Raw genomic sequence first — 13,128 nt, 5'->3', positions numbered from 1 at the left:
ACCGCAGAGGAGCCATCCATGTCCATCGCCCCGTCACCTTCCTGTCCCCAGGTGCGCCTGCGTCACGGGCGCGAGGTACCGGCACTCGGGCTGGGCTCGTGGAATCTGGGCCAGGGCCGGCATCCGTCGCAGCAGGAGATCGATGCGCTGCAGGTCGGCCAGCAGTTGGGCATGCGGCTGATCGATACCGCCGAAATGTACGGCAATGGTCGCTCAGAGCAACTGATCGGCCAGGCCATCGACAGCAGGCAGCCGCCGTATCTGGTGTCGAAGGTGTTACCCAGCAATGCCAGCGCGCGCGGTATTGCGCGCGCCTGCGAGGCCAGCCTGCAGCGGCTGGGGGTGCGCACGCTGGACCTGTACCTGCTGCATTGGCGCGGCGGCAGCGCGCTGGCCGAAGTGGTCGATGCGTTCGAAGCCTTGCGCGATGCCGGCAAGATCCGCGACTGGGGCGTATCCAACTTCGATGTCGATGACATGGAAGAATTGTGGTCCCTCGATGGCGGACAACGCTGCCTGGTCAACCAGGTGCTGTACCACGCCGGTAGCCGTGGCATCGAATTCGATCTGCTGCCGTGGTGCGCCGAGCATCAGGTGACAGTGATGGCGTACTCGCCGTTGGGTAGCCGCGCCCTGCTCGGCCACCCAACCTTGCAGGCCATTGGTGCGCGACGCGGCGTGGCGGCCACTGCCGTCGCACTGGCGTGGGCGATTCGCAGCGGCAAGGTCATCGCCATTCCCGAGTCGGGTACGCCGGAGCATGTGCGTGCGAACGCCGCCGCCTGTGCGTTGCAGCTGGATGACGACGATCTTGCCGAGCTGGACCGCAGCTTCCCTGCGCCAACGCGCAAGCAGCCGTTGGATCTGCTGTAACACCGCCCTGCGCATGCACGTCATTCGGTGCATGCGCCCACTGGCGTGACGCGCGCAACAAAGCGCTGCGACGCGTTGCAGGGTTCTGCGCAGATGTGAGTATTCGTTCTCAAGCGGACACATGCAGTTAACAGCGCCACTCGCACGCTCTGCGGCTCAGCCCGCAATCAGCTCGCCAGAGTGGAGTCCCATGGCCAAGTCCCCCAGTAAACCCGCGCAGGTTCCTGCCGTCGCTACCGCAAGCGCCACCGCCGATGTGTCGCGCGGCCGCGGCGACGAACTGCATCAAAAGGCCGGTGGCTCGCATCCGCAACTGACCACCAATCAAGGCATCCCGGTTGGCGACAACCAGAACTCGCTCCGCGCCACGCCGCGCGGGCCGACGTTGCTGGAAGACTTCATCCTGCGCGAAAAGATCACCCACTTCGATCACGAGCGTATTCCTGAGCGCATCGTGCATGCGCGCGGCAGTGCGGCGCATGGCTATTTCGAGCTGACCAAATCGTTGAGCCAGTACACCACGGCCAAGATCTTCACCGAGGTCGGCGAGAAAACACCGCTGTTTACGCGCTTTTCCACCGTGGCAGGTGGCGCCGGCTCGGTGGACACGCCGCGCGACGTGCGTGGGTTCGCAGTGAAGTTCTACACCAAGGAAGGCAACTGGGATCTGGTCGGCAACAACATCCCGGTGTTCTTCATCCAGGATGCGATGAAGTTCCCGGACCTGATCCATGCGGTAAAGATGGAGCCGGACCGTGGCTTTCCACAGGCCGCCAGCGCGCACGACACGTTCTGGGATTTTGTCTCGCTCACGCCCGAATCCATGCACATGATCATGTGGGCAATGAGCGACCGCACCATTCCGCGTTCGCTGCGCATGATCGAAGGCTTCGGCATCCACAGTTTCCGCCTGCTCAATGAGGCCGGTGAAAGCACCTTCGTCAAGTTCCATTGGCGTCCCAAGCTTGGCCTGCAATCGACCATCTGGGACGAAGCGGTGAAGATAGCCGGCGCCGACCCGGACTTCCAGCGCCGCGACCTGTTCGAAGCGATCCAGAACGGCGACTTCCCGGAATGGGAATTGGGCGTGCAGCTGTTCACCGAGGCCGAGGCCGAGGCATTCCCGTTCGACCATCTGGATTCGACCAAGGTCATTCCGGAAGAACTGGTGCCGCTGCAGATCGTCGGGCGCATGGTGCTGGACCGCTGGCCGGACAACTTCTTTGCCGAGACCGAGCAGGTGGCGTATTGCCCGGCCAACATCGTGCCCGGCATCGACTTCAGCAACGATCCGCTGCTGCAGGGGCGCCTGTTCTCGTATCTGGACACCCAGCTCAGCCGCCTGGGCGGGCCGAATTTCCACCAGATTCCGATCAACGCACCCAAGTGCCCGTTCGCCAACAACCAACGCGATGGCCACATGCAGATGGGCGTGCCGAAGGGCCGCGTGGCCTACGAACCGAGCTCATTGCAGGCAGATGCGCCGCGCGAGGCGCTGCGTGGATTCCCCAGCCATGCCACACCAGCCGAAGACGGCGCCAAGGGCCGCGTGCGTGCGGAGAGCTTTGCCGATCATTACAGCCAGGCGCGCATGTTCTTCCGCAGCCAGACCGCACCGGAGCAGGCACACGTGGCATCGGCGCTGGTGTTTGAACTGTCCAAGGTCGAAACTGCGCACGTGCGCGAGGCCGTTGTCGGCCATCTGCGCCACATCGATGAAAGCCTGGCCAAGCGCGTGGCCGACGGCATGGGCATGACCACGCTACCACCCGCGCCGCCAGCGGCAGTTGCGCCCACCGACATGCCGTTGTCGCCGGCGTTGCAGCTGATCGGCAAGATGAAAGACACCCTGCAAGGCCGCACCGTCGGCATCCTGATCCACGACGGCTCGGATGCCGCGGCGATCAAGGCAGTGCGCAAGGCGGCGGAAGCGGCCGGCGCCACGGTCAAGATCGTGGCACCCAAACTGGGGGGCGCCAGGCTCAGCGATGGCAAGCAACTGGCGGCCGATGGCCAGCTGGCCGGCACCCCATCGATCATCTTCGATGCGGTGGCGGTGTTGCTGTCGTCGGAAGCGGCCAAGGCATTGACCAACGAATCGGCGGCGCTAGATTTCGTTAGCAACGCCTGGGCGCATCTGAAGGCGATTGCCTTCGACGACGGTGCGCAACTCCTGCTCAAGGCCGGCAACGTCGGCAAGGACGCGGGCATCGTCTCTGCCGCCGATACCAAGGCCTTCATCGCGGCTGCAAAGACCCGCCAGTGGGCACGCGAGCCGAAGGTCCGCATGCTGGCGTAATCACGCCTGGTTGGCAGATGCAGGCTTGGGCGCGAGCGGCTTTCCAGTAGCCGTTTCGCGCCCAAGTTGTTTCCGCAGGCAGCGATGAAGATCAGCGCCGGAGGCGTTGAGCTCGCTGTTGATTGCATGGGTCAAGACCACCGCGCCCTCGATCGATGCAGCATTTGGTTGGCCCTGCAAGACGAGGACGCTGATGCTGATGCCATGAGGTACGTTGGCAGCGCAGAAGATAGCCGCGGAGTGCTACCTCTGCATTTTGCTGCAGGGCCCTTGCCCGCCCACCATCGCAGGACACGCTGCAAGTACGTCCCTGTAAGCTCCGTGGCGGCATCCATGCCGCCAAGGGTCCCGCGACGGTGGGCGGGCAAGGACCAGTGGAGATGGTCGGTGCGCGGTGTTAGTTGATGCGCAGCGCTTTGATAAGCGATCGGCAAGGCGCGTGGCGTGGCTTCTTCGCTCTTCAACAAAACCATCGGCCAACTGTCCGGTGCGGTGCTTTCGTCCTTCAACGACGTCGCCAGCACACTGTCTGGTGCGGTGCCCTCACCGATTGCGGGACCGTGTGGCGGCATGGATGCCGCCACCGAGCCTCCATGGACGGATTCACGGCGTGTCCCGCGAGCGGTGAGGGCGCCGCGCCCTCGACCGACTCAGCGTTTGACTGAACCAGCAAGACCAGAACGCCGATGCTGATCGCCATAAGGTACGTTGACAGCGCGGAAGATCAGCTGCGGAGTGCTACCTCTGCATTTTGCTGCAGGGCCCTTGCCCGCCCACCATCGCGGGACACGCCGCAAGTACGTCCATGTAGGCTCCGGCGCGGCATCCATGCCGCTCAGGGTCCCGCGATGGTGGGCGGGCAAGGACCAGTCGAGATGGTCGGTGGGCAAGGATCTCCACCAGCGGCCAGCAGCCTGGCGGCGCGGTGACCTTATGCTCTTCAAAAAAAGCACTAGCCAACTGTCTGGCGTGGTGTCCTCACCGATTGCGGGACCGTGTGGCGGCATGGATGCCGCCACCGAGCCTCCACGGACGGATTCACGGCGTGTCCCGCGAGCGGTGAGGGCACCGCGCCCTCGACCGACCCATCGTTAGATGTTGAACATTGGAAGAGAGATGCTGGAACTAGCCATGCACACGCCGCAGCGGTGCAGTCGTGTGGTCTGCAGCTCTACACCGCTTCGACAGCAAACCGTTGCGCATTCGCCAGCGCACGATACTCGCGCGGCGTCATGCCCACGGCCTGCTTGAATTGCCGCGCAAACGCGCTTTGATCGCTGAAGCCGCAGGCGTGGCCGATTTCGGTCAGGCTCTTGTCGCCGTGCAGCAGATGCATGGCCATCTGCAGCCGCAACTTGGCCAATACCTGCTGCGGAGTGAGCTGGAACACCTTGCGGAACGAGCGTTGCAGCTTGGACATCGAAAACCCGGTGATTTCCACCAGCGCCTGCATGCGCACGTTCTGCGCGTAGTTGGCGTTGAGGTAGGCCAGTGCGAGCCGCAATTTTTCGTACTGCGACTCGTGCCCGTCCTGCGGACCGAGGTCGCGGGAGATGCCGATGATGCCCTGCACCTTGCCATCCACCAGCAGCGGGCGTTTGCAGGTGAGACACCAACCCGGTTCGCGGTTGGCGAACAGGTGTAGCTCCAGCAGGTTGTCGATCACCTCGCCGGCCAGCACCTGCTCATCCTGGTTGGCGTAGTTGGCACCCAGGCCGCTCGGGTATACCTCGGCCACGCGCTTGCCGATCAGCTCCTTGCGCGATTTCAGGCCAAGCCGCCGCAGCATGGTCTGGTTGACGTGGGTATAGCGGCCCTCGCGATCCTTGACGAAGAACAGCACGTCCGGCACGGCATCGAACAACGCTTCCAGATCGGCAGGATCGATGCTCTTCATGCAGGACGGTGGGCTCGTGAGCAGGAAAGACGCGGCGGCAAGGCAATGACGCAGCCATCTCGGCGAACAGCATCGCCGCGCCGCGTCATGATACGCCGCGCAGGCCGCACGGCTTGCAGGAGGTCAGCGCGGCTCTTCGGCCACGGTGGCCGTGGCTGCAGCGGGAGCGGCCTTGGCGGGGTCGAGCGAAGCACTGGTCGCGCCCAGACGATCGGCCGGCGTGCGCCGCGCCGCCCAGCTCTGCACCACGGCCGCACCCGATTGCGACCCCACCTGCACGCGCAGGCGCGCACCGGCAGCCGGTGCCACAAATTCGATTTCGCAGTCGCCCGCCGCCATGCAGCTGTCGGCTGCAAGCGGATCCACCGGCTGCCAGCCCTGGTCGGCGATTGCCTGCGAGAACGCGCGGTAGTTCATGCCCGACTTCAGTGTTGCCGGCAGCGGCACCAGCAGCTCGCTGTCGGCCGCCTCCGCTGTGGCCACCGGCGCCGCAGGTGCCGGCACACGCGCAGGTGCGCCAGCTGCCGCCCGCGGCGCGGCGCTCCAGGCAGGGCTGAAGATCAGGGCGAGGCCCAGCAGGGCGGGACGGGCGAACGTGCGCATACGGAAGATCCTTGCGATCCTGCAGGGACTGGGAAAGTTAAAGAAGCGCTATTTTGACACGTCGACATGACGCCGGGGCGATGACGCCCATGCGCGATCAGCCGCCGTTTCGTCGCGACACGGTTTGGCGCGCCGGCAAGCGCACTCGACAGCGCTCGTCTCGGCGTCACGTGCGTGGCCGCAAGCGAACCCGACAGCAAGGCGCCTGTGGCAGCGATCGCTGCATGCCGCGGACCGACCGCGGCGCACGCAACCGCATGTGTCGCGGCTGCGTGCGCACACTTGTCGCGCTGCTCTTCGTAAACCAACGTTGCAGCGTGCCCATTGATGCAGACCGGCACGCCGCATTGCGCAGCGTGCCGGGTATCACCGGCTTATTGTCCGATGTGTTGCTTCAACCAGCCGTTGACGGTGTCGTGCCACAGGATGCTGTTGTCCGGCTTGAGCACCCAGTGGTTTTCGTCCGGGAAATACAGGAACTTGGAGTCGATGCCCTTTCGCTGCAGCGCAGTGAATGCGGCCAGACCCTGTTCGACCGGGATGCGGAAATCCTGCTGGCCGTGGATCACCAGCATCGGCACCTTCCACTTGTCCACGTGCAGCACCGGGTTGAACTTTTCGTAGCCGGCCGGGTTCTGCCACGGCGTTCCGCCGTTTTCCCATTCGCTGAACCATAGTTCCTCGGTGGCGTAGCCCATGGTGCGGTTGTCGAACACACCGTCGTGGTCGACCAGGCACTTCCACGGCTGGTTCCAATTGCCGGCCATCCAGTAGACCATGTAGCCGCCATAGCTGGCGCCCAATGCGCAGGCCTTGTCACCGTTGAGGAAGCCGTACTGTTTCTGCGCAGCCGCCCAGCCCTTTTGCAGGTCTTCCAGCGGGCGGTCGCCCCAATGCTGGCTGATCGCATCGGTGAATTCCTGGCCATAGCCGGTGGAGCCGTGGAAGTCGATCATCACCACCGCGTAGCCCTGGCCGGCGTAGGTCTGCGGATTCCAGCGGTTGCTCCAACCATTGCCGAAGCTGCCCTGCGGCCCGCCGTGGATCAGGAACGTCACCGGATAGGTCTTGCCTTCCTGATAGTTGTACGGCTTGACCACGTAGCCGTAGACGGTGTCGTTGTTCCAGCCCTTGAACTGGAACTGCTCGTAGTCGCCGAACTGCACGTCGGGCAGTTGCTCGCCGGCGCTCTGACTGATCGCACGCAGACCCTGGCCCTGCAGGTCGCTCACGAAGATTTGGTCGCCGCTCTTGAGCGAGTTGCGGGTAAACGCCAGCGTGGTTCCGGCCAGCGTCGGTGCGTGCACCGCGCCCTCGCCGACCAGCTTGGTCGTGGTGCCGGTGGCGAGGTCGATCTTGAACAACGGGTGCTCGCCGAGCTCGTCGGCGCTGGTGTACAGGCTGGTACCGTCCTCGCTCAAGACGATCTCACCGGCGGAGCGATCCCACTTCGGCGCAATCTCGCGCGTCTTGCCACTGGCCACGTCCATCGCCATCAGGCCGAAGCGGTCGGCCTCGAACCCCGGGCGCTTCATGGCGCGGTAGTACAGCGTCTTGCCGTCGGCGCTGAACACCGGGCCGGCGTCCCAGGCCGGATTGGCCGCGGTGAGGTTGACCGGTGCAGACTTGCCGCTGGCATCCAGGCGATACAGATCGAAGTTGGTCTGCCACGGCTCGTCGTTGCCGGTGGGCCTGGCGCTGGCCTTGGCGTTCTTGCCCGCTTCCGGGCCATGCGGCTGCGGGATGCGCACACTGGCCACCACGGTGCTGCCATCGGGCGACCAGGTGTAGTCGTCGTTGCCGCCAAATGGCTTGGAGGGCGCGTCACCGGCCAGCGTGGCACTGATGGCCGACGCCCCGACCACGGCCTTACCGCCTGCTGCTGGCAGGTCGGCCACGAACAAGGTATTGCGGCGGCCATCGTTCCAGGTGTCCCAATGCCGCACGAACAGCTGGTCGTACACCACGCCGCTGGCTTTGCTGTTCTTCAGCTCGCCCAGCCGCTTCTTGGTGCAGCCCAGGTCCGAACCGCAATCCTGGAACACGCCCGCACTGAAGACGATGCGCTTGCCCTCGGGCGAGAGCTTGTAGCTGTCCACATCCACCGCAAAGGCGGTGAGTTGCTGCGGGGTACCGCCGGCCATCGGCTGCGCATAGAGCTGCTGGCTGCCGGATTTACTACTGAGGAAGTACACCGTCTTGCCATCGGGCGACAACGCCGGGCTGTTGACGTTCCAGCCTTCCGGGGTCAGCCGCTTGGGCGGCGCCAGATCGCGCGTGCGCAGATTGCGCACCCACAGGCTGGTGGCGGGCTTGCCATTGCTGGTCTTGGCCTGGCGTTTGGCGAACAGCACGCTGCCGCCATCGGGCGTGAGCGTGGGTGAGGACACCCGGTCCAGCGCCACCATGTCGCGCACATCGAAACCGCGCGCGGCGGCAAGGTCTGGCAAGGCGGCCAGCAAACACAAGGGCAATACGGCGTGACGCAGCTTCATCGGTAATTCCCGCAACGGCAAAACGCCGATGGTAGGCGTTGCTGCGGCGCACGCGCAAAGGCAGAACGTCATGCGGCGTGAAGTGGTGCGGCACGCCGTCGCGCGCGTTGCCCATGCCACCTATGGGGGGCACGGGCGGCAGCGCATCAGAAGCGGTGCGACATGCCCACATACACCTGCGCATCCGGGGTGCGGTCGTTGAGGCCGAAGTTGGCGCCCACGTCCAGTTGCAACAGCGGGTTGAGCAGATACGCCGCGGCGATATCGGCCGAATACTGTTCGACCGTCTGTGCAGGATCGCGGTTGATCGAGGACCACAGCTCTACCGCCATCGATAACTTCGGCGTGATCGGACGCGCCAGATTGATCACATTGACGATGGCGACATGCTTGCCGCTGCCATCGCTGTCGGCCAGCCAATCCAGTTCCGGACCAAACGTCAGCGAGAAGCTGCTGGGCAGCACGAAGTTGACCGGCAGCGCCAGGCCGCCTTCCCAGGTGTCGTTGCCCAGGCCGGTACGCGCAGTGGGCGCCTTGACGAACGGCAGCAGCGCCACGCTGGCGGTGTCGCTCTCGTACACACGCGCCTTCATGCGCAGATAGAGATCGCCGCCACCGCTCAGGCTGCTGCGCGCGCCGGTGGCGCGGTCTGTGGTCTTGACCTGCAGCTGTGGTGCCCAGTTGAGCTGCAGATCGATGCGGTCGCTGACGCCGTACTTGAGCGTGGGATTGGTAAACACCGAGGTTTCGATGCGTGTGCCAGGCTGGCTGTCGCGGGTGTAGCTGCCGATGTCGGTTTCCAGCTGCCAGGCACCGGTCGGCACGGTACAGGTGGAATTGGACTTGGTCGGCCGATCGGTGCATAGCGCCGCTTCGGTGGCGTCTTGCGCCTGCGCTTGAACGGCCAGCCCGCACAGCACGCCGGCCACGGCGATGGTCGGCAGCAAGATGCGGCGTGCGCGGGAAGAAGAACCGGAAATAACAGTCAGCATTGCAGTAACTCCATGGCAGAGCGCTGGGCCAAGACACAACAGGCCAGCAGTGAGTGAGGGGGAATGCGCGTGGAAAGGCGGATCGAGCGCACGCCGCCCAACGGCGCCGTCTGGTCGATCCCATCGAGCTGTCGCGCCCGCAAGACAAAAAGCGGCCGCAACCGTGCCTTGGAAGAAGCGCAGTGCGATTGGGTTAACGTTTTTGTCGGCAGCGGCGGCGGCGCGATGGCCTATGGCGCGGAGATCAGCGGGGTCGATCCAGGCTTGCGGCAGTGGTGGCGCATCATCCGTGCGGGAGACGGCACGATACGCAGCGGCGGCATAAAGGCGCTATGCATGAGCGCTGGACCCGGCATAAAGTCGGCGCAAAAACAGGCTGCAGACGACGAGGTGCCGTCAGGGACCGTCGATGGAGTCCGCAGCGGCGGTGCACGGGGATGATGCAGATGATGGCAGCGGCAATCCGCTGCGGGCAGGTCGCCTTGCGCACCTGCCGGGACGGCGCATGCATCGCATGCGCCGTGTCCGTCGCAGGCTCAGGCGGCCTGTTCGCCGCGCTTGCCGACGCGGTACAGCAGCCAACCAACCAGGGCGAGAATGGCCAGGCCGATCCATTGATTGAGCTGAAAACCTCCAGGCAAGGCCAGCACGTCCTTGTTGTTCGTGATCACAATCGGCAGCGCAATACCAATGCCCATTAGCGCTTCGCCAGTAATCAGTCCGGCAGCAAACAGTACGCCCGGACGATGCACGCGGTCACGGCCTTCTTCGTCGTCCGCCCGAATCTTGTGAAAACGCTCCACCAAGTGCGCGATCAGGCCACCAAGGAAGATCGGCACCATCAGTTCCAATGGCAAATAGATGCCGATTGCTGCAGCCAGTACCGGCACGCGGAAGCGCTTTCCGGTTCTTTTCAGCCACTCATCTACCGCAATGATCGCCGCCCCCACGCCAGCACCGATGGCGATGATGGCCCAAGGTAGCTGACCTCCAAAGAGCCCTTTTGCCACCGATGCCATCAGCATTGCCTGTGGTGCTGGCAATGTCTTTGAGCCGATACCGTAAGCTGCTGCAAGCAAATTGAGCACCGGCGCCATGATCAGAGCACACGAGAAAGCGCCGATAGCCAGCATCAACTGCTGCTTCCAAGGCGTGGCGCCCACTAGATAACCCGTTTTAAGGTCCTGCAGGTTGTCACCGCCCACCGCCGCCGCGCAGCACACCACCGCGCCGATCATGATCGCGGCCACCGCGCCCAGGGGCGCAGCACCGATGCCAACCGGTACCAGGCCGCTCTTGCCCAGCAGCAGCACCAGCACCGCCGAAGCGAACAGGATGGTGGAGATGGTGATGCCGGAAACCGGGTTGTTGGACGAGCCGATCAACCCGGCCAGGTAGCCGGACACCGACACGAACAGAAAGCCGGCCACGATCATGATGATGGTCATCGGGATCGACACATGCCACTGCTGCACGATGGCCTGGTACAGGCCCAGCAGCGGCAGCGTGCACAGCACCAGCGCCACCAGCATCCACTTCATCGGCAGGTCGCGCTCGGTCTCGGCGACCACGCCGCCACTGCTCTTGCGCGCGGCCGCAAAGCCGCTCTTGATGCCGGAAAACAGCGACTTGCGCAGCGAGAACAGCGTCCACACGCCGCCAATCAGCATCGCACCGACGCCGAGGTAGCGGATCTTCGCGCCCCAGATGCCGAATGCCGCATCGGCGGCCGGCGCACCGGCCAGGCTCTGCGCCAGCGCCGGATCGCTGCCCATGAAGAACTGCTGATACAGCGGGATGGCGATATGCCAGGACAGGATCGAGCCGGACAGCACCACGATGCCGACATTCAGGCCGACGATATAGCCCACGCCCAGCAGCGCCGGCGACAGGTTGGTACCGATATAGCCGACCAGGCGGCTGCTGCCCAGGTAGGTGGCCTGCGCCCAGGTATCGGGGATCACGCGCAGGCCGCTGGCCGCACCGAGCTTGACCAGCGCACCGATGGCGCCGGAGGCGGCCAGGATCTTCAGGCCCGGGCCGGGGTTTTCGCCGGCCTTGAGTACCTCCGCGGCGGCCTTGCCTTCGGGGAACGGCAGCGGGTCTTCGACGATCATCGAGCGCCGCAGCGGCACCGAGAACAGCACGCCCAGCAGACCGCCCATGCCGGCGATGCCCAGCACCCACCAGTACTTGAAGTCCGGCCAGTAGCCCATGATCACCAGCGCCGGGATGGTGAAGATCACCCCCGCCGCGATCGACGAACCGGCCGAGGCGCCGGTCTGGACGATGTTGTTTTCCAGGATGGTGCCGCCGCCGAGCAGGCGCAGCACGCCCATCGACACTACCGCCGCCGGAATGGCGGTGGCGATGGTCAGGCCGGCAAACAGGCCGAGATAGGCGTTGGCGGCCGAAAGCACCACCGCCAGCACGATGGCCAGCACGACGGCGCGGAAAGTGAGCTGGCGCGGCTGCGCGTCATGGCGCATTGGGCGTTCCCCTGTAGGCAAAAAATCCGCACCACGCTAGCGCCTGCGCGGGGTTCCGTCCAGCTGCGGCGCGGCGTGACAGTGTGCGTGCTGTGGCGGGTGGCTTGGTCGGAAGCCAACATGTGCACCCGGCTGGATGGGTGGCGATCTTTCGAATGGCCGCGACACCCGGCGCAGTGACCCTTTCGCGGACACAGATACGTTTCGAAACATATTCAAGCGCTTGATGGAAGCGCGCACCGCCCGGCACCTGCTGCTGCGGCGCGTTGCGAGGCGAGCGTTACGGCGCCCGTCTACCTCTCGCAGCGTGCGCCTGACACGATGGCCGGCTCAGGACCACGAGCCTCGATACCCGCGCTACCCATGCAAAACGTAAAGGCCTGCGTATTTGCGCCGCTGCGCCTGGAATGACGCCGCGGCGCGTGCGATTACGTGTCAGTGCAGCAACTCGGCAAAGGCGCGATCGGCCTCGATGACCTCCGGCAGCGCAGCGAATAACGCGTCCAGATCCACGCCGTCCATCAGCGGGCCACGTACCGCCTGCAGTGCCGCCGCAGGGTCGCCGCCATGGGCATGCAGGGCGTCGGAGACCTGCACGGCCTGGGCGACCAGCAAGGGCATGCGCGCGCCGTCGGGTGCGGCCGCGGGGCGGACCTGGTAGGCGATGGCTTCCTGGATCACGGCTGGCAACTGCCAGCGACGCACCAGCTCGGCGCCCACTTCCGGGTAGCCGAAACCCAGCTGCAGCGTCTCTTCGGCGGCATGGCCGGCCGACGAGGTGTCGTGGTTGATGCGGCTGGCGTAATCCGGGGCGCCGGACTGGATCAGCAGCTCGCCGATGTTGTGCATCATGCCGCAGGTAAAGGCGGTTTCCGGGTCCAGGCCATGCTGGCGCGCCAGCAGGCGGGCGATGCCGGCCACTTCGAAACTGTGCCGCCAGAATGCCTTGAGGTCGAAGCCCGGGCCGGCGCGGAAGGCGCCAGTCATCGCCGAGGCCAGCACCAGGGTGCGCAGCGTATTGAAGCCCAGGCGCATCGCGGCGTCTTCCACGCTGGTGGAATCGCGCAGGCCGTGAAAGCGCGCCGAATTGGCCAGCCGCAGCACCTTGGCGGCGATCACCGGATCGCGCTCGATGCTGCGCGCCAACGTATCGATATCGGTCTGCGGATCGTCGAATTGACGGATCAGGTCCTGCGCCACCTTGGGTACCGTGGGCAAGGTGTGCAACTGCTCGAACAGCGCCTCCAACTTCATGATCGCCTCGTGGGTGAAGGGATAAGCCAGCGCGGCCGCGCCAGCCTGCATGGTGTAGCACAGACCGGTTGGCTGTCGGTGACCGACGCAGGGCAGTATTCATGCGCGTCTGGGTTTCGTGGTGCACAGCGCCTGCGTGGACGGGCCTCAGGCGGGTCTTCGCCGATAGCGACCTCGACAACTCCGCCCTGCCCGGCGTCGCTCGGCGCCTGTGATACCGGCGATG

Annotated in this window: 9 protein-coding genes; 3 read left to right on the top strand and 6 right to left on the bottom strand. The window is 65.0% G+C overall.

What is annotated here, in order from left to right; all coding sequences use genetic code 11:
- Positions 1-18 precede the first annotated feature (18 nt).
- Complete coding sequence (locus ABQZ09_RS01075; RefSeq protein WP_349775898.1) at positions 19-873, top strand: aldo/keto reductase; 855 nt, start codon at positions 19-21, stop codon at positions 871-873.
- 190 nt (positions 874-1,063) lie between these two features.
- Positions 1,064-3,172, top strand: a complete 2,109-nt coding sequence (locus tag ABQZ09_RS01070; protein ID WP_349775897.1) for a catalase — start codon at positions 1,064-1,066, stop codon at positions 3,170-3,172.
- Positions 3,173-4,343: 1,171 nt separating this feature from the next.
- On the opposite strand, the gene ABQZ09_RS01060 is transcribed toward ABQZ09_RS01070, so the two are convergent.
- The 4 genes from ABQZ09_RS01060 to ABQZ09_RS01045 form a co-directional block, all read right to left on the bottom strand.
- Positions 4,344-5,069 (bottom strand): AraC family transcriptional regulator, encoded by a 726-nt coding sequence (locus ABQZ09_RS01060; RefSeq protein WP_039413302.1) that lies wholly within the window; start codon positions 5,067-5,069, stop codon positions 4,344-4,346.
- Positions 5,070-5,192: 123 nt separating this feature from the next.
- The gene (locus tag ABQZ09_RS01055) at positions 5,193-5,672 is read right to left on the bottom strand and encodes a hypothetical protein (RefSeq protein ID WP_349775896.1); all 480 of its coding nucleotides are present in this window, start codon (positions 5,670-5,672) and stop codon (positions 5,193-5,195) included.
- Between the two features lie 374 nt (positions 5,673-6,046).
- Entirely contained in the window at positions 6,047-8,167 is a 2,121-nt protein-coding gene (locus ABQZ09_RS01050; RefSeq protein WP_349775895.1) for a prolyl oligopeptidase family serine peptidase, read from the bottom strand.
- A 146-nt stretch (positions 8,168-8,313) separates the two neighbouring features.
- Positions 8,314-9,159, bottom strand: a complete 846-nt coding sequence (locus tag ABQZ09_RS01045) for a transporter (RefSeq protein ID WP_349775894.1) — start codon at positions 9,157-9,159, stop codon at positions 8,314-8,316.
- A 63-nt stretch (positions 9,160-9,222) separates the two neighbouring features.
- Here ABQZ09_RS01045 and ABQZ09_RS01040 point away from each other — a divergent pair, with 63 nt between their 5' ends.
- Positions 9,223-9,600, top strand: a complete 378-nt coding sequence (locus tag ABQZ09_RS01040) for a hypothetical protein (protein ID WP_349775893.1) — start codon at positions 9,223-9,225, stop codon at positions 9,598-9,600.
- A 95-nt stretch (positions 9,601-9,695) separates the two neighbouring features.
- Here ABQZ09_RS01040 and ABQZ09_RS01035 read toward each other — a convergent pair whose 3' ends face one another.
- Together ABQZ09_RS01035 and ABQZ09_RS01030 are read right to left on the bottom strand one after the other, a co-directional pair.
- The gene (locus tag ABQZ09_RS01035; RefSeq protein ID WP_349775892.1) at positions 9,696-11,648 is read right to left on the bottom strand and encodes an OPT family oligopeptide transporter; all 1,953 of its coding nucleotides are present in this window, start codon (positions 11,646-11,648) and stop codon (positions 9,696-9,698) included.
- Between the two features lie 435 nt (positions 11,649-12,083).
- The gene (locus ABQZ09_RS01030) at positions 12,084-12,902 is read right to left on the bottom strand and encodes an HDOD domain-containing protein (protein ID WP_039566614.1); all 819 of its coding nucleotides are present in this window, start codon (positions 12,900-12,902) and stop codon (positions 12,084-12,086) included.
- Positions 12,903-13,128 lie beyond the last annotated feature (226 nt).

The organism is Xanthomonas sp. WHRI 6106 (genome assembly GCF_040202405.1).
GTDB lineage: Bacteria > Pseudomonadota > Gammaproteobacteria > Xanthomonadales > Xanthomonadaceae > Xanthomonas > Xanthomonas cannabis.
Note: the sequence above shows the minus strand (reverse complement) of the source record. Positions and strands in the feature narration are given on the sequence as shown.